The sequence below is a fragment of the Moorena sp. SIO3H5 genome, assembly GCF_010692395.1.
Classification (GTDB): domain Bacteria; phylum Cyanobacteriota; class Cyanobacteriia; order Cyanobacteriales; family Coleofasciculaceae; genus Moorena.
The window spans coordinates 1-18,668 of sequence record NZ_JAAHHS010000053.1; the positions used below are offsets into that span (position 1 = coordinate 1).

General features: G+C 43.8%; 13 protein-coding genes. 5 read left to right on the top strand and 8 right to left on the bottom strand.

The annotated features are described in order from the left end of the window. Together F6K52_RS08700 and F6K52_RS08705 are read right to left on the bottom strand one after the other, a co-directional pair. A partial coding sequence (locus tag F6K52_RS08700; protein ID WP_293076436.1) for a transposase occupies window positions 1-1,211 on the bottom strand: 1,211 nt, incomplete at its 3' end. Window positions 1,212-1,643: 432 nt separating this feature from the next. Next, window positions 1,644-6,335 carry a filamentous hemagglutinin N-terminal domain-containing protein gene (locus tag F6K52_RS08705; RefSeq protein ID WP_293076438.1) on the bottom strand — a complete coding sequence of 1,564 codons (4,692 nt, stop codon included), beginning with the start codon at window positions 6,333-6,335 and terminating at the stop codon, window positions 1,644-1,646. Window positions 6,336-6,638: 303 nt separating this feature from the next. Between F6K52_RS08705 and aroC the strand changes: the two genes are divergently transcribed. Then, the gene (gene aroC, locus F6K52_RS08710; RefSeq protein WP_293076440.1) at window positions 6,639-7,733 is read left to right on the top strand and encodes a chorismate synthase; all 1,095 of its coding nucleotides are present in this window, start codon (window positions 6,639-6,641) and stop codon (window positions 7,731-7,733) included. 7 nt (window positions 7,734-7,740) lie between these two features. Continuing rightward, entirely contained in the window at window positions 7,741-8,592 is an 852-nt protein-coding gene (locus tag F6K52_RS08715) for an MBL fold metallo-hydrolase (RefSeq protein WP_293076442.1), read from the top strand. A 252-nt stretch (window positions 8,593-8,844) separates the two neighbouring features. Here F6K52_RS08715 and F6K52_RS08720 read toward each other — a convergent pair whose 3' ends face one another. Together F6K52_RS08720 and F6K52_RS08725 are read right to left on the bottom strand one after the other, a co-directional pair. Continuing rightward, entirely contained in the window at window positions 8,845-9,162 is a 318-nt protein-coding gene (locus F6K52_RS08720; protein ID WP_293076444.1) for a hypothetical protein, read from the bottom strand. A 107-nt stretch (window positions 9,163-9,269) separates the two neighbouring features. After that, complete coding sequence (locus tag F6K52_RS08725; RefSeq protein ID WP_293076446.1) at window positions 9,270-10,196, bottom strand: phosphodiester glycosidase family protein; 927 nt, start codon at window positions 10,194-10,196, stop codon at window positions 9,270-9,272. Window positions 10,197-10,339: 143 nt separating this feature from the next. On the opposite strand from F6K52_RS08725, the gene F6K52_RS08730 reads away from it, so the two are divergent. After that, window positions 10,340-12,445: a TIGR00300 family protein gene (locus F6K52_RS08730; protein WP_293076448.1), complete on the top strand. Its 2,106-nt coding sequence runs from the start codon at window positions 10,340-10,342 to the stop codon at window positions 12,443-12,445. A gap of 276 nt (window positions 12,446-12,721) precedes the next feature. Here the strand turns inward: F6K52_RS08730 and F6K52_RS08735 are convergent, their stop codons facing one another. From F6K52_RS08735 to F6K52_RS08745, 3 genes are all read right to left on the bottom strand, one after another. After that, on the bottom strand, window positions 12,722-12,958 hold the full coding sequence (locus F6K52_RS08735) for a hypothetical protein (protein WP_070395824.1): 237 nt from the start codon (window positions 12,956-12,958) through the stop codon (window positions 12,722-12,724). A gap of 383 nt (window positions 12,959-13,341) precedes the next feature. Beyond that, complete coding sequence (locus F6K52_RS08740) at window positions 13,342-13,545, bottom strand: NblA/ycf18 family protein (protein WP_293076451.1); 204 nt, start codon at window positions 13,543-13,545, stop codon at window positions 13,342-13,344. Between the two features lie 152 nt (window positions 13,546-13,697). Continuing rightward, window positions 13,698-13,895: a hypothetical protein gene (locus tag F6K52_RS08745; protein ID WP_293076453.1), complete on the bottom strand. Its 198-nt coding sequence runs from the start codon at window positions 13,893-13,895 to the stop codon at window positions 13,698-13,700. Window positions 13,896-13,904: 9 nt separating this feature from the next. Between F6K52_RS08745 and F6K52_RS08750 the strand changes: the two genes are divergently transcribed. Beyond that, the gene (locus tag F6K52_RS08750) at window positions 13,905-14,216 is read left to right on the top strand and encodes a DUF433 domain-containing protein (RefSeq protein WP_293076455.1); all 312 of its coding nucleotides are present in this window, start codon (window positions 13,905-13,907) and stop codon (window positions 14,214-14,216) included. Between the two features lie 24 nt (window positions 14,217-14,240). Here F6K52_RS08750 and F6K52_RS08755 read toward each other — a convergent pair whose 3' ends face one another. Further along, entirely contained in the window at window positions 14,241-16,016 is a 1,776-nt protein-coding gene (locus F6K52_RS08755) for an N-acetylmuramoyl-L-alanine amidase (protein ID WP_293076457.1), read from the bottom strand. An 854-nt stretch (window positions 16,017-16,870) separates the two neighbouring features. Here F6K52_RS08755 and F6K52_RS08760 point away from each other — a divergent pair. Further along, on the top strand, window positions 16,871-18,610 hold the full coding sequence (locus F6K52_RS08760; RefSeq protein WP_293076459.1) for a SulP family inorganic anion transporter: 1,740 nt from the start codon (window positions 16,871-16,873) through the stop codon (window positions 18,608-18,610). The last annotated feature ends 58 nt before the right edge of the window (window positions 18,611-18,668 follow it).

Below are 18,668 nucleotides of genomic sequence, written 5' to 3' on the forward strand. Positions count from 1 at the left end.
CAGTCCGCATTCACCAGATAACCTTTAGATGATCTGTACAAACCACGTTTTACCCGCTTTCCCGACGGTGTCCATCCTTTGGGTTTTTCACCATGTCTTGGGAGGCTGTCGTCGTCAAGGTAAGACCCTTTACTGGTGTACGCTTCTTCAGTGATCGTTAATTTAATTCCGTACTCGGGACAAAGCTGTTTAAGCCTGTTAATCAGCCTTTTAGTGGGAATGACTACAAAGTTTTGGTTCCCTTTTTTACCTATGTTTATTGAATCCTTCTGGCGTTCATTCCAGCCGATAATTAAATTTCCAATGCGATCGTTAAGACAGCGGTTAATTATAAATCTAGCGGCTTTATTGATCCCATCTCGCATTTGATTATTTCGCTTCCGTTGAACGCGATCAAGATTAGAATCCCAATATGCTTCAGGTTTGCCACTCTTATACTTTGCACTCAAGCGAGCATATCCTTGATTCATTGATTTGAGCTTGCGACCGTCAATTATCAAGCTTTTGCCTTGAGTTGAAACTCCAGTTAACCAATTGTCGCCTCCATGATCGAAGCTCCACGCCTGAGAGTAATCCAGGTTTGGGTTTTTCTCTATTTTTTCTTTCCCGTCGTCAATAACCCAATCGATCCATAATTGCCCTAAGTATGGACGAACAGTTACCTCTCTCACCCAATCTGGATCAATAAAATCGGGAGCCTTTAAAGCTATTTTGCAAAGCAAAGATGGTTTGCTATCCTTGCTTATCGAAGGATAAAACAAACCATCTTTGTAACTGAGAGCTTGCCTGGGGAAAGTAACAGCAGCAAGCCCTCCTTTTTTTCTGTATCTCAAAAGTCTTGGCCTATCTACCTGCCCCTTGTAATAGAGGCCAACAAGTTGGTTGTAGCTTGTAATTGACTCAGCTACGGATTTGAGAGTCTGTTGCGCAGATTGGGCAGCCATGGCTTTGTAATGAGGATTCTCTTTTAATTCCCTACAAAGTTCCGCGTACTTAATATTGCATTTATAGGTTTTCCAGCCGTAACGCAATATATCATCTTTCCAATAAGTCGTATATGCTTCTGGCTGCTGTTCCAACCAGTTATAGTGTTTTTGTTTGGAATAATAAGTAGCACAATTCCATAAGCTATTAGCGTTTTCGCACTGAAAATACCAAAAAGCTTTTTCCTCGTCTGTAAAGTTAGCTTTGACTGGAATTGTCTTGTACAATTGTTATCATATTATTGTTTTTTTAGTATGTCTTTAGTATAGGCATTGCTTCTAAATATGTCAACAACAAACGAGTGAAAAACTAGAAAAAGAATGAGGGGGGTTCCCGGACATCATGATGAGCTTAAAAAAACCCATACCGTTTGGTTTACTGGGGCGGCATGGAAGTGGCTTCAATTGTCAGCTAAAGAATCGAATACCAGTGTTGGTAAATTATTATAAAATTGGGGAAGAGAGAAGATGGACACGACTGGATAAATCCAGTCTCTCTGTTTCACCCTCCCTTTAAAAAAGAGAGGCTCTCACATTTCAGGAAGTTTTGGTAGGCTCAGAGCGTTGCTCACGATCCCGGCATGAACGATTAGAACCGAAAAATGCCCAAAATGCACAGCTTACCTCATAGCTATGACAAACGTTAGAAAGCTGAACAGCTTAATTTAAATCTCGGCAAGATAAATAGTGATACCAAGGCTTGGGTGGGCGAGTGGTATCGGTAGGGAAAGAGGTGAGAATGATCGTACCATCAGGACCCGTCATCCAACCTTGAGCTTCCACAATCCGTTTTGGCTTAGAATTCTTTTCTGTAGAGGGAGCTAAGGTCTGATTGTTATCAAGATTGTGATCAATTTCACTGAGAGTTTGATCATCAAGAGTCACCCAATCAGCAATGATGGTTTGACCAATAATCGGGTCGAGGGGACTGGCCGGAATGCCACCGCGTCCAGTAACGATAAATTCACCGAGTTCATCTACTGAGATTTTCCCACTTCTCGGACAGCTAGCAACAATCAGTGATGATGGGTCAGTTAAATTAATTGGTAGTTGATTTAATCCTCTAGAAGGGTCAATATTGCCCGTATTAATGGTCACTATTCCTGGATCAGACTCAGAACTAGCATCGATATCATTAGTACGATTGTCCTCCATGGCTTCGCGTTCCTCAATCAGGCGGACATCTTCGGCCTCAATGGCGATCTCACCGCCTTTTCCTTGTGCAGCTTTGGCAATGATATCGCTACCATTATCACCAGTTGGGGGGAAGGCGATTAAGACGTCGGTATCAATAGTAATGTTGCCACCCGTAGCTTGATCGGAAGCCTCTGCGGAGATTAGGCTTTCGTTAAGCATCACTATTGAGTTTGATACGTCTAGTGTGATATTCGCTCCTGATTCCCCAATTTCCGGAGTGTCAGCAGTCTTAGCTTCTAGTGTTCCGTTGTTAAGCAACAGGGAATTAGCCGTAATTTTCAGATTCCCTGCTACCCCGTTGTCACTGGTTACGGTTATTTTCCCTCCATCTTCAACCTTCAGGGAATCAGTTAGATTGATAGTAATATCACCAGCTACACCACTGAAATCTCCCGAGCTGTCAGAGAGTAAACCACTGGAAATATTATTATTAGTGGGACTAACTCCAGAGATAGTAATCGAATTAGCATGGACGTTAATATTACCAGCATTGGCTCCATTCTCACCAATTTCAATTGGTGCGCCTAGGCTACGCTGACCGATCAGGTAGTGCTGGGCAACAGTTTCAGGAGATAGGGCTGTGTTGTAGACTGCTACTTCATCAATTACACCATTGAAAGGTTGGTTTAAGTTCTTATACTGCGTCCACTGCCCGATTAATATGCGTGGGTCTTCGCCATTAAAATACCCTTGATTATTGCGATTAATTTCCCTGCCATTGACAAAAATAGTGTTAGTATCCGAACTTTTGTCGTAACTAGCTACAACGTGATACCAAGTATTTGTTTTAATTATGTTCTCTGGTGTTTCCAAATCATTGGGAAAATTACCAAAACGAACAGAAGCGTTCTCGTTCAATCTGAAATATAGACTGTTACTTCTGTCATTATTACTACGTATGTTTTGATCTGGGTTATGTATCCCGAAATAGGCTTGCCTTTCTCCAATTTCGTTTGGCTTTATCCAAGCTTCTACAGTGAAGGATTGATTGGAGATATCTAAATCTGAACCTGATTGAACAGTACCTATATCCACAGCAGTATCATCCTGGCCATTAAATTCTCCTGCTGTACCGGATATCCCTGGAACACCCTGAGTTACACCTTCATAGGTACCGTTGAAGCCATTGCCAGTAGCATTAAAAGCGGTTGAACCACTAGTTTCATCAAGAGTCCAGTAGACGATTGGGTTATCACCCACCACTACTTCGTTATAGGTTGTGTCAGGATCAGCCAGTACTTGTTGAACTAGCCTGACTGGGTTGAATCCTTGGGTACGGTTTGCAATAGTGCTCCCGTTGGTGAGGGATAGGGAGTCAGTCCAGATCTCAATCTTGCCACCATTACCACTACTTGTAGCCCTTACTTCACTCAAGATATTACTGTCATTGGTGAGAACAACTGAGTCAGCTGCTTTGACATATATGTCCCCAGCATTTCCTGAGCCAGAAGTGGCAGCAGAAACTAAACCTCCGTCTGTGAGGGTCAGCTGATTTGTTGAGATAGTTATCGGTCCTGCATTACCTATGTCGCCAAGATTCCCTGTGCTGGAAGTAGCAGCAGAAATTTCACCCCCGTCTGCGAGGGTCAGCTGATTTGTTGAGATAGTTATCGGTCCCGCATTACCTACCCCAGCAGTACTCGAATCCAATTTTGCTCTATCTGTGATGGAAATAGAGTTAGCATTAATTTCAATCTTACCGCCATCACCTCTAGCACTTTTTTCTACCTGACTTAAAACACTGCTGGGTCTAGTATAATTATTAATATTATTTACCCCATCAAAAATTATATCGTCTGCTGTAATTCTGACGTTGCCTGCGTTTCCTTTTCCCTGTGTGGAGGCAAATATTCGAGCACCATTAATTACATAAAGTGACCGAGTCTTAATATCGACATTGCCACCAGCGTTCTTGTCATCATCGGCTTTACCACTTTGATTAACCCGAGTCAGGATAGAGTACGGGTCTCCATCCAAGATTACTGAATCACTAGCGCTAATGATGACACTGCCACCACTTCCGCGTCCGATTAGGTTAGACTGTAGCGAGGCATTGGTTACAGAAACCGACCTGGCCTCGATATTAATATCACCAGCAGTACCAATACCTTTTTCCTCCACACTAGTGACGGCACCACGACCCTTAGTGTCAGGTTCACCACCACCAAAGGAAACCCTATCCCTGGCAACAATATTGATATTGCCCGAGCTCCCCTTAGACTCTTCTAACTCCCCCGGTAACAAGTCTCCAAGCCTGGCTTGCAGTTGAGCGCCACCCTTGAGAATAAAAGAACCTGTGCTAATGGAAATACCACCGCCATTGCCGGTAGCCCCTTCTCTGATAATGTTGAGTATACCAGTGCGATCATTTGCTGCTACGTCGGCTCTTTCGTCCTTTTCCCCTTCAGATTTACCTTTAAACCCTTCAAAGGTGACTGTGTCATCAGCAATAATGGTCACTTTTCCAGCATCAGCTTGACCAAAGGTACTGGTTTCGACCTGAGCACCCCCTGTGGCCAAGAGTGACCCAGTATCGATAGTGATATCCCCACCTTTTTCGGTACCAAAGGTGTTGCTAATAATGAAACTTCTGTCAAGGGATAGTTGATCATTTGTAATCAAGGTAATGTCCCCTGCTTTACCAGAAGCGGAAGAGGCATCAATGCTTTCTCTGATGTCAATCCCGCCGCGATAATCAATAAAGACCTCGCCACCATTTCCTGAAAATTTCTGGTTAGTCTGATCTACAGTACCGTTATCGTTGGCTACGGTACCGTCTCCAGTCAGAAGTGAACTAATTTTCAGGGTGTCACTCACTAACGATGGGTTACTTTGATACTGATTGGTTAAGAATACTAGTCCATTGGGAGCATTAATCGAGATCTCACCAATTTCGATATTTGCACCAGTAGCAGCGCTACCAACGTTAGGGGCAAGATTTCCACTATCGGTATTTCCTGGAAAACCCCCCAGTAATGTCCAATCTATGCCAGCACGGATATCTAAAGTAGGTTGACTACTGCCATCAATTACGAAAGACGTTCTCCCTTCGTCCGACAAGGTGACATTAGCCAGACTAGCCAAGAAGGGATTAGAGTTATTAGGACTAATGGCATTATCTGTTGTATCGGTAGAGTTAATATTGATGTCACCAACGGTAACACTACCTCCAGCTAAAATATGTAGTGACGCTCCGGTATAGTTTCCTAAACTGACATCTCCATTAGTCAGAATAATCGGATCATCGGTACTAACTAAATTTCCTGGGTTACCATCCAACTGTTCGATGCTGATATTTCCGCCAGCGGTATAGTGAGCATCCCCTGCTATGGGATTAGCAGAGCGCAACCGTAAATCACTACCAGCAAATAAACCACTTAAGACATGGTTATGGATGGCAATATCAATTGACTGATTCCCCTGAATTAGCAGCAAGCCACCAGAGTACGCCCTAAACAGTTGCGCTACACTATCTCTAATCGTGACCGTATCTTCTCCGAACAGAGTCAAATTCTTACCAGCCTCCAGTTGACCCTGTAAATCCAAGTTGCCAGCGGCTAGGGTTAAATCTTGTCCTACTGCTAAATTCCCAGCATTGGTAATTGTGCTCCTGGGGTCATATTTGCCATACTGCAATCCTGGGGTAATATTAATCGTTAACAGTGGCGGAGCTTGTGGAGATATGGCGCTAAACTCCTGGCCATCACCAAATACCAAACTATTGGCAGTAGACGCGAAAAACGAACCAGCGACATCTAAGCTGGCATTTGGTCCAAACACAATACCATTGGGATTGAGCAAAAACAGATTTGCTGCACCATCCACTCCCAAAGTGCCTTGAATATTCGATAGATTACTTCCAGTTACTCGTGTTAAAATCCTCTGAATTCCCGAGGGATTAGCAAAATAAACCCGTTGTAGTTCTCCTACATTAAATTCCGCAAAACTATGGAACAAATTCTCCCCACGAGTTGCTCCTCCTTCAATTAAATCTGCCAGCGCCCCCTTGACCTGTACATTAGGAGTTACCCTTGACGCTTCATTTCCCAAGCTACCATCGGGAGTCATCTCAGCTAAAACTGGAGCAGAAAACCCCCAAGCTAAACATCCGGTTAGGCAAATTATCTTTAATTCTAAACAAGCACCGAAAGCCATAATAATTATAACCAATCAAATGGTATTTTTGGCTAATTACATAATAGATTTTACCTGATTAAAATCAGAGCAAATGTTGACTTAAATAATCTTAATAATTTTTCTAGCCATATCACGTAAATGATTAGAAAAATTATTATTAAAATCATTAGGTAAATTATTAGTTGGGAATCCAACAGGAATTAAGCTGCCAACCGGTTTTCCTAAGTAATAAGATAATTAAGTGCATAAGCATAAGCTGATAGCTTATAGCTGATAGCTTAGGTAAGTACTACCATTAGAGGACAAAAGCGAGCACTAACTATGGGCAATACCTTTGGACATCTGTTTCGGATCACTACATTTGGAGAATCCCACGGGGGTGGGGTTGGGGTAGTCATTGATGGCTGTCCACCGCAAGTGGAAATTTCTGCGGCAGAAATTCAGGTAGATTTAGACCGCAGGCGTCCGGGTCAGAGTAAGATTACTACTCCTCGTAAAGAAACTGATACCTGTGAAATTGTTTCGGGAGTATTTCAGGGCAAAACCCTAGGCACACCGATTATGATTATGGTGCGCAATAAAGACACTAGGCCCCAAGACTATAGCGAGATGCAAAAGACCTATCGGCCTTCCCATGCTGATGCTACCTATGATGCCAAGTATGGCATTCGGAACTGGCAGGGGGGAGGACGTTCTTCAGCCCGGGAAACCATCGGGCGAGTGGCAGCGGGTGCGATCGCAAAAAAAATTCTCCAGCAAGCTGCTGGTGTAGAAATCATTGGCTACGTCAAGCGTATCAAAACCTTAGAAGGTATCGTAGACTCCAACACCGTCACTCAAGACCAGGTAGAAAGTAATATTGTTCGTTGCCCTGATTCAGAATGTGCTGAACGGATGATTGAACTGATTGAAGAAACTGGACGTAGTGGTGATTCCGTTGGGGGTGTAGTAGAATGTGTGGCTCGCCATATACCCAAAGGCTTGGGAGAGCCAGTCTTTGATAAGTTAGAAGCCGATTTAGCCAAAGGGGCAATGTCCTTACCAGCTAGTAAAGGCTTCGAGATTGGCTCTGGCTTTGGGGGCACTCTACTTAGCGGCAGTGAGCATAATGATGAATTTTACACAGACGAAACCGGTGCAGTGCGTACGGTTACCAATCGCTCCGGTGGCGTTCAAGGTGGCATTAGTAACGGCGAGACTATTATTATTAGAGTAGCGTTTAAACCCACTGCTACCATCCGCAAAGAACAACGTACTGTCACCAATACTGGTGAACAAACCATTCTTGCTGCTAAAGGACGTCACGACCCTTGTGTTTTACCTAGGGCCGTACCTATGGTAGAAGCAATGGTTGCTTTGGTATTGTGCGATCACCTGTTGCGTCATCAGGGTCAGTGCGGTACTTTGAAGCATTAACTTAGCAATGATAACAACCACTTCCTCTGAGTTTTCGGTTCAATTCTGGGGGGTCCGAGGCAGTATACCTAGCCCTGGACCAGAGACAATTCAATATGGCGGCAATACGTCTTGTGTAGAGATGCGAGTTGCTGGGTTACGCCTGATTTTTGATGGTGGTACTGGCTTGCGCATGCTGGGAAAAAGCCTTAAGCAGCAGCTACCCATTGAAGCTTATTTGTTTTTTACTCACTACCACTGGGATCATATTCAAGGCGTGCCATTTTTTATTCCAGTCTTTGTGGAAGGGAACATTTTGCATATTTATGGTGCAGCTCCCCCCGGTGAGTACATGGAGAAACACTTCAAGGAACGGGTGTTACACTTGAATGCTCCAGTTCCTACTAAGAGAGTAGAGGCAGAATTGAAGTTCTATGACTTAGAATTAGGTCACAACAGTGTAACCATAGACGATGTTACCATAGAAACTGCTCCTTTGAATCATCCTAATGGTGCTATTGGCTATCGCGTAACCTGGCAAGGGCATTCCGTGTGCTACTGCACCGATACAGAACATTTTCCCGACCGCCTTGATCAAAATGTGGTGTATCTAGCCCGTGATGCTGATATGTTAATCTACGATGCTATGTATACCGATCAAGAATACCACAACCCCAAATCTCCCAAGGTAGGTTGGGGGCATTCCACCTGGCAGGAAGGCGTGAAGCTAGCAGAAGCTGCTGGTGTTAAAAAACTGGCTATCTTCCACCATGAACCCAATCACTGTGATGATTTTCTCGATAACCTAGCAGTGGAAGTCAAAGAAGTGTTTGATGGCGCGTTTATAGTCAAAGAAGGGATGATTGTTACGATCAACTAATGGTGAAGGGTTCAGGTTGAAAGTTGAAGTGTTGAAGGTTCAAGGTTGAAGGTTCAAAGTTTGATGTTGTTCGCGTAGCGTGGCCTATTGGCCAAGGTTGAAGTCCCGCTTTCAGCGAACGCGTGGCCGTTCGCGCAGCGTGGCCTACGGCCTTAAGGCCAAGGTTGATTGTCAATAGTCAACATTAGTGATGATTCGACCTCTGCCCACCTGAATCGTTAACCCTTCACCCTGCATCGATCCCCTGTGACCTTAATCTAAGTCCAGACTTTCCAACTCCGACTGGAAGTCTGCTACAAAGGCCTCAGGATGATCCAGTTTCATCTCATTCAAAGCCTCCCACTCTGCATCGGTATAGTTGGCATCGCTCCCAATAACATCCATCGTCCAAGGGTAAATGTTGCTAGGATCTTCGAGAAGTTCTACAGCAAATTCACGGGCACTTTTGTTTATACTCGGATCTGCCTTAGCTGCTAAGCAAAGGTTTAATAGTTTACCCAAAGATGTATCTGGGGTTACTGACATCAATAAAGTCATGGTGTCTTCTAAAATCTTTTTTTTGTCTACCATGCTTGAGTACTCCTAAAAGTAATTTCCGAGTCAGATATTATAGTGCTTTTATGGAAACCATTCGATCAGACTAGACATTTTTTTTATCCCATCTATGCTATATCTATTTATTTTCTGTTCAACACATCTACCGGTAAAGCATAGATGCCCAGATGGTTGGCAACTGGACGTTGGCGGGTAGGAATACGAGTCTGAATCGGTGAATTTAATACCCGTAACTTATTCTTATTTCCTACTACCATAGTGCTTGAACCACCCCCATCCAAATTGAGGGCGCTATCTGCTCCTAATTCTTGAATAATAGTAGTCAACTCAGCCAAACTAACTCCTTCGCTGTAAAACCGTTGGCGACCATCAACAATAATTAACCACAAAGTTTTGCCTGATTTATCAATAGCCACAGCAGTACGGGGAGAGAATAGGTTCTCACCTCCATAACCTGGCAATACTGCTGGCTTTCCTTCTTTTAGTAAAATTTCTCGACCCGCCAATCCCTCAGATGTACCTAGAGGACAACGGTTTTGATAAATTTGAGCATAAATTTGATCTTGGACAAACTTTGAAATACAAAGCACTGAGGAAGTTGGTTTTGGAGGAGCATAGGATTTCCCCTCAGAGATAACTTGCCCTTGTACTATGACCGGATCACCACGTTTAGGATAGGAATTCGGTGGATACTGCCGAAAAGGATAAAAGAAACTACCATTGATAGCTAATTGTAACTTAAACTCCCGTAAAAATTCCGAGGTAGTCCGGGCAGTAAATTCATTTTTATCGATGGTATTTCCTGGTGTTACTAATAGTTTAATTCCTGGTGCAGTTAAGTCTATGGTAACAATATGTACCATCAGCGGACGGGGTGAGTTGCGAGCATCTCTTTGATACACAATGCCTTGGAACAGTTGTTCTTGCTTCTCGGTCGGAAGCGGACGCTTGACCAGCAATCCGCCATATATCAACAGTGGCACGCTCACAATACTGATGCTGGTGGTAAGCAGAATTCGCTTCAGTCTAGTTATAAATATTTTTTTCATGGTATAATAGGGGGTTAGCCTCTATAAATAAAAGCAATCCACCAACTTAACCTACACCCCTGTCAATGGCAAATTGTCGTGACATTGCTTTGATTGCTGACTTACCTTATTCGTGTAGGTATCTACCAGATCAGAAATCGACTATGACAGAATCAATTCGCTTCCTCATGTGTCCCCCTGACCACTACGATGTGGATTATGTGATTAATCCTTGGATGGAGGGAAATATTCACAAGTCATCGAGGGATCGCGCTGTAGAACAGTGGCAAAAACTGCACTATGTCATCAAAGAGCATGCCCTAGTCGATTTAGTTTCTCCTCAATCCGGTTGGCCAGATATGGTATTTACAGCTAATGCCGGATTAGTCTTGGGCAAGAATGTGGTGCTCAGCCGCTTCCTCCACAAAGAGCGCCAGGGTGAAGAACCTTATTTCAAGCAATGGTTTAATGACAATGGCTACACTGTCTATGAACTTCCTCAAGACTTACCGTTTGAAGGAGCTGGCGATGCTCTGCTAGACCGGGAAGGGCGTTGGCTTTGGGCTGGCTATGGCTTCCGCTCAGAACTTGATTCCCATCCATACCTTGCTAAATGGTTAGATATTGAAGTTGTGTCCCTGCGGCTAATGGATCAGCGCTTCTATCACTTGGACACCTGCTTCTGTCCCCTAAGTGGTGGCTATTTACTCTACTATCCCCCAGCATTTGATTCCTATTCCAACCGCTTAATCGAAATGCGGGTAGCACCGGAAAAACGAATTGCCATCGAGGAAGCTGATGCAGTGAACTTTGCCTGCAATGCGGTCAATATTAATCAACTTGTAGTGATGAACAAAGTTAGCGATCGCTTAAAAGATCGGCTCGGTCAAGCTGGGTTTGAGGTGATTGAAACCCCCTTGACGGAATTTCTCAAAGCTGGTGGTGCTGCTAAATGCCTAACCTTACGGGTAACTGAACCAGTCCGCAGTGAAATCCATGGCAATCAACCGGTTGAAAGTCGCATTATTCGTTTGGAAGGTCATTTGCTTGACTCTGGTATCATCAGCCGTGCTTTAGATTTAATTATCGGAGGTGGGGGTAGCTTCCAGGTACTTAACTTCGACCTAGGAACACAGCGGCAAAGCACCTCTAATGCTGAACTGAAAGTCTCTGCACCAGATCATGAGGTGATGGCAGAGATTATGACTAAGCTGATTGATCTAGGAGCTGTCACTCCTGCCCAAGAGGTGTGTGATGCTAACTTGGAACCTGTGACTCAAGCAGGGGTTGCTCCGGATGACTTTTATGTTACTACCATTTATCCCACGGAAGTACGAGTTAATTGTGAATGGGTGAAGGTACAACATCAACGCATGGATGGTGCGATCGCAATAACTGAAACCCCAGACGGTGTGATAGCTCGTTGTAAAGTGCTGCGGGATTTGGAAGTTGGAGAGCAGGTGATCGTGGGAGTAGAAGGAATCCGCACGGTGCGCAAAACTCAATCCCGTGAACAACGCAATCAGCAAGAATTTAGTTTTATGGCATCTGGGGTCTCTAGTGAGCGCCGGGTAGAATTAGTAGTGGAACAAATTGCTTGGGAGCTGCGCCAAATCCGGGACCAAGGCGGCAGAGTGGTAGTGACAGCAGGACCTGTGGTGATTCACACTGGCGGTAGTGAACATTTATCCTGTTTGATTAGACAAGGGTATGTTCAGGCGCTGTTAGGGGGAAATGCGATCGCAGTTCACGACATCGAGCAATCCCTGATGGGAACCTCCTTGGGTGTGGATATGAAACGAGGAGTAGTTGTCCATGGTGGACACCGACACCATCTCAAAGTCATCAATGCTATCCGTCGTTGCGGTAGCATTGCCCAAGCTGTAGAACAGGGTGTATTAACTAAAGGGGTGATGTATGAGTGCGTCCGCAATCACGTACCATTTGTCCTAGCCGGTTCCATCCGAGATGATGGTCCTCTGCCAGATACCCAGATGGATTTGATTAAAGCACAGGAAGAGTATGCCAAGTTATTGGAAGGGACAGATATGATCTTGATGCTGTCTACTATGCTCCATTCTATTGGCGTCGGAAACATGACTCCAGCCGGAGTGAAGATGGTCTGTGTGGATATTAACCCCGCCGTAGTGACAAAATTAAGCGATCGCGGTTCAGTAGAATCTGTTGGTGTTGTTACTGATGTCGGTTTATTCCTTAGCTTGTTAGTGCAACAGTTAGATAAGTTAACCAGTCCTTATCTAGTCAATTAATGTAAGCATTAAGCTATCAGCGATTAGCGCTACGCGCACGCGTGCGCGTTCAGCTATCAGCCTTTAGCCAAAGGCCAACGGCTGATAGCTTATTAAGTGATTAGTTTTACTTTTGAAGGTTTAAGGTTATTTATTTGTTGGCCTTTGGCGTTACCGAAGAGTAGGTCTAAGGTTATTTACTTGAAGGTTATTTTGTTTAATATTTAATGCTATTTGTAAGCATTCAGCTGACAGCTGATGGCTGATACCTGAATGCTTATCCAAATTACTAAATTATTAACTTGCTTTATAATCCATAGTTTCATTGTCACTAGGAACCAAAACCCAGTCTGAGAGTCTTAGTTTCTGATAGGTTGCCCAGCCTTTAGAACCGCCAGGTACTGGATAATCTGGGACAGCATATTGGGGAAAAGCTGTGTACGGACGCCAAGCCTCATAAGGGGAAGTCCGCAAGTGCAACATTTTCGGTTCATTGCTACCAAAGCTCGATAGCCAGCACATTTGTTTTACCATGGGATACTCCGTGATTGTGAATTAAAGCTAGAGAGCCTTGGTTAACTGACCATTTGAACAGTAAGTAGATAAGAAATTACTCTGAATTACTGAGTTACTGAATTCATCGATAATTTAGCAATTCAGTCAGGTTAAATGTATTTATAGCTACCTACGTGATGCACTTAATAATGTTATTGTGTCTCAGTGGCCTTGACTCTAATTGCTTTGTTTATTGTTTCTTCAGTAATTTAGCTGTGGATTCCGGATAATTGGGTTAAGCTAATCGGAATTTAATTGGAAAATTTTCCGTATTAGGCAAAAGTAAGCATTTAGCGGTCAGCGGTCAGCGGTCAGCGGTCAGCCGTAGGCCACGCGTGCGCGTAGCGCTAATCGCTGTTCGCTTACTCACTCCAAGGTGGAGGATCTCCGATTAAATTGTGCTTAACGAAATTCCTGAAATAAACTTCACGAATTGACATCTGTCTATAGAGCTCGCACAGAAGATTCTTTGCTTGGTCAAGGTCGAGATTTTGAATTTGCGTCTCAAATACCTTAAGATTGAATTCCTGTTCTAGGGAAAATTCGATTGGTTGATGTTTTTCCATGATGATTTGACTCCTATAAGTTTTCAGAAAATAGCGATTGGTTAGAACCTTTTATCAAGTTAATTAGGAGTGGGTAACTTTACTCCTTAATTACTTATCACCTTGAGTTGGTATTTTTATGCAAGGATTACTATAAATAGGCTTTATACTAGTTATGATAGGCAAAGTTTAGGAGACTTTACAGTACCCTTGCGGGTACTTTGTATCCCAGCCACACCTATCCTTGTTTTAGGGAGCAGGGAGCAGGGAGCAGGGAGCAGGGAGCAGGGAGCAGGTAAGTCGGAAGTGGGAAAACAATCCTGTGTACCTGAGGTGCCACCCGCAGTATGATCGATCGGAGATATATTCAAGGTAAATTGATGCCAGTTATAGAAGTTAAAACCTATGTAGAGTATCGGGACCATGGTTACTGGATTGCAGGCACACGAATTTCTCTCGACTCCGTTGTGTATACTTTCCGCAACCGATTATCACCAGAAAGTATTGTTCAATCTTTCCCACTTTTGTCCCTTGAACAGGTTTACGGAGCAATCGCTTTCTATTTAGCTAATCGTGATGATATTGACGCTTATCTCGCTGTGGAAGAGGAAGAGTTTGATGCCATGCCTCAACCATTACAAAGCACTGATCCCTCTTTGTATAACAAACTTATTTCACGATTAGTTCCCTAAGTAATCCTGATTTTCCCTAGTGCATTACTCCACAGTAGCCAACCATTCAGTAATTCCATCTGCGATCGCATTAGCCAATTGCCTTTGTTCTTGGGAATTGCTAATCCATTCAAATTCCACTGGATTAATCATAAATCCCAATTCCAATAGCACCGAAGGAGCTTTGTGAGGACGGGTTAGGGCGAGATTATTCCAAAATACTCCGTAGGATGGACGCCGGAGCTTTTGGACTAAATAATTATGCAAAAACACTGATAAATCGTGGGCTTGGGTATGATACCAAAACATTCCGATCCCAGCAGTATTAATAGCATCACCATAATCTGGTAGTGCATTATAATGGATAGAAAGGGCAATGGTTGGTTCTAGTTCGTGAATCATATCCATCCGGTCTCGTAATGACACATCCTTATCAGTTTCCCGTGTCATATATACCGTTGCTCCCCGTTGTACCAATTCCTTTTGCAACAGTTTCGAGACTATTAAATTAACATCCTTTTCTGGATACCCATTCGGTCCGCTAGCTCCTGTTTCGGCTCCCCCATGTCCGGGATCGAGCAGTATCTTAATTCCTGCTAACTGCTGAGTCGATACACCCAGTCTGCTTCTACTGCTCAAGTTAGGTGGATGTCTCAGAGACAGAACTAAAGTAGTGCCTTCATACCTTAAGTCATACCCCCACTGCTGCTCAGATTTGAGTCTAAAATTATACTCCACCCGGTCTGGAGTAACTTGGTACCAGTCTAGGCGCTTAATCACTGGGCCATCATTCAGGAAAATCGTATCCGTTTGAGCCGTTAGATTATGTAGCGTTAAAGTAAAGGTTTTATCGGACTGCTGCATACTCACTGGTACTGGTATCTCTAGGGGAAAGAGAATTTCTGTTGCTCCAGGTACCTGTCGGGAGGTGATACTGCGAATAATCGACTTCGGGGGAGTTGCACCAGGAATCACCTTGGTTTCCTTCTGGCGAATCCACGCACCATAATCAAGACGTAACCAGTCTCCTTCTTTGCCCGTGACTGCTGCTCTAGTTCCCTTTGGTAAAGGCGTTAAGCGAGAATAGCTAGTACTCGGTCCAGTGCGGGCAACCCCAGCTTCTTCTATTACTTCTATTACCTCTAAGCGGTTAGGAGAGAGAATTTCCACTGTACCTGTACTCCGCTGACTGACTGTCTCGCCATTGAGATTTAGTTGAAACACAGGGTTGCCAAAATTACCAGTCTGTGATACTTCAGCGCATCCCTGGTAGTTATTAATGACTGCACGAGGTGTAGGTTGGTTTTGACCAGTCAATACGGCAAAATTAGACGGAAGTTGGACATCTTGGGATTGAGGGAGTAAGGAAATCCGTTGATTGCCCAGGGTGACAGAAACTGTAGCACGAGGGGATGCGATCGCACCAAAACAAATCTGTTCTCCAGGTAACCTAGCAATATCTGCTGCTGGGGTCAGGGAATCTTTGGCAAATCCCAAACCTTGTGGTAACTGTGGTTCAGTAGACAGCCGGGTTACGGTAACTTGAATTTCTTGGTTTAGATAGCGCAAGGTAAACCGATTTTCTCCCAGCTGCAGAGGGAAACTAGGAGCAAAATTCCCACTTTGGCTACGGGGGATAGGTCTACCATTGACCAACACCTCTGAAGTGGGGGCTGCAGTACCAATCAAGAAAATTTTCTCTGCAGTAGTTTTATGCTCACGGGGGGGATAGGCCAGGAAAAGGGGTTGCTCAGCCGAAACAGGTAAAACAGGTAATGTAATCACAGAAGCTAGTATTGCCCAACTCAGGATTTTTTGCATGCTTTCTCGTCAACAGCAGGATAGGTTACCAGTGATTAGCCCAATCTTACCAGGACTATCCCAATCTGATTTAACCTGAGCTCGAGATCAGCAACTATTGTCCCATTGAGTCGTGTCTGGTCAGAGACTGTCTAATCTCTGGTCAGAGTAATTGATTTTCCAGGAATTTTTAACCATAATTTGCGAAATAATCCACCAATTCTTCTTTATACTCCCACTAACCTTGCTCAATTATTCTTTGGGGAGATAACTAGGGTAAACCTGTGTTATTTTGAAGTGCCTATAGGTGCGCTCTTACCATTAAGAATTAAATTCGCCAAGTAAGAGCGCACCTCTGGATATAATCATCTTGATAATATAAGTATTTTTGCTTATTAATTGTTAAATTATTATTAATTGTTAAATTATTATTAATTCTTAAATCTTTGTTAGGTGCCCTTTCCCCATCTAATTATTAAATTCGCCAAGGTTCGCACCTCTGCATGGCTTCTGAGTAAGGTTTGTAGAATTTAGCTTCGTTTGCCCTGGGGCGATTAGAGTCTCTAGTGCATCTCATCCATTGATTTAATGCTAAAACTCTATCGATTAACCAAAACTCTAAAAAGTTTCACTTCTGGCAGTGTAAAATTCTAGTGTAAAATTCTATAGCATCTTATATAGCAATTCTTGCTATAAGGAACTCTGGCTTCCATATACTTTAGTGTTGCCCAGGTAAATCTCGGTTTCTATATTTGGATGGCTCTACCCCTTAGATTTTCCTATACCATCATGGTAGGAATTCCAAGTTATATGGAAAGAATCAATTAGATGTGGGCCGCTTTGCAAGTATTATTCTTTCACTAAATTACCCACTCATGCAATTTGTGAATGGTTTACATTTCCGTAATTTGCGCGGTGATGTCTTTGGCGGCCTGACTGCTGCCATTGTTGCACTACCATTAGCCCTAGCCTTTGGAGTATCCTCCGGTGCTGGGGCAATTCATGGTCTTTACGGCGCTATTTTTGTTGGTCTGTTTGCCGCTCTGTTTGGCGGTACTCCCTCTCAGATTTCTGGTCCCACTGGCCCGATGACCGTAGTGATGACAACGGTGTTTACGGCGCTAGTTGCTAAAAACCCAGAGAATGGTCTAGCCATGGCATTTACTGTTGTCATGCTAGGTGGGATATTTCAAATCTTATTTGGGGTGTTGCGGCTGGGTAAATATATTACCCTGATGCCCTACACAGTTATATCTGGCTTTATGTCAGGGATTGGTGTGATTATTCTGTTGTTACAGATTGGTCCATTTTTCGGGCATCCTAGTTCTGGGAATGTGGTGGAATCTGTCAGCAATTTTCCTAACTTTGTGGCTAATCCCCATTTTGCCGCTACCGGTCTAGCAATCCTGACTCTGGTGATTATGTTTGGATCACCTAGGAAGCTGAGTCGATTAATTCCATCCCCCTTGCTAGCACTGATAGTCTGTACATTGATATCAGTTGTCTTTTTCCCAGACCTGCCAGACAGCGAGCTCAGACGGATTGGAGAAATCCCCACAGGCTTACCCAAGCTACAGTTGCCAGTCTTTGATTTCAGGCAGCTCAAAGAGATGCTTGGCTATGGTCTAATGTTAGCCACCTTGGGCGCTATCGACTCTCTGTTAACGTCCATGGTTGCTGATAATATTACCCGTACCCAGCACGACTCTGACCGAGAATTAATTGGTCAGGGTATCGGTAATACGATTGCTGGCTTGTTTGGTGGGCTACCTGGTGCTGGTGCTACCATGCGGACGGTAATCAATGTTAAGGCTGGTGGTCAAACCCCCCTTTCAGGCATGATTCATGCCCTAGTGCTGCTAGAAGTTGTTTTGGGGGCAGGAAGCCTGACTGAAAAAATTCCCCATGCTGTACTGGCGGGCATCTTGATTAAAGTAGGCATCGATATTATTGACTGGAGCTTCCTAAAACGAGCCCATCAAGTCTCCCTCAAGGCAGCAGCATTAATGTATTTAGTGTTATTCATGACTGTATTTGTTGACCTAATTACAGCCGTTGCCGTTGGGGTGTTCATTGCCAACCTGTTGACTGTCAAAAACCTCACTGACCTCCAAATTAATCAAATCAAGGAAATTACTGCTCCTGATGATGGTGAAAAGAGTTTGAGCTATGAAGAACAACAACTTCTGAAACAGGCTCGTGGTCGAATTTTCCTATTCCGTCTTGGTGGACCAATGAGCTTTGGTGCAGCCAAGGGTATCTCTCAGCGGATGGGGATGGTAGAAAAGTATGATGTCCTGATTTTAGATCTCAGTGATGTTCCCTTGTTGGGAGTGACCGCTTCTTTAGCGATAGAGACTATGGTTAAGGAGGCTCGTGACAAACGTCGTGATGTGTTTATCGTAGGTGCCACTGGTAGGGTTAGGCAAAGGCTGGAAAAGTTGAAAATCCTGGAACTATTACCACCACAAAACCGAGTTAGCGATCGCATCGAGGCATTACAGCGAGCAACTGCTCTGATTACTGGAAAATCACATATCAATATTGCTGTAACCCGGGAAAATCCCATCGGGGTCAATAGCGCTGCCGCTAGTTTAGACCAAACTAAAAAATAAGTGAGTTTGGTTCTTTTTCAGAATGTAGAATTATTAATTCTACATTCTTAATTCTACA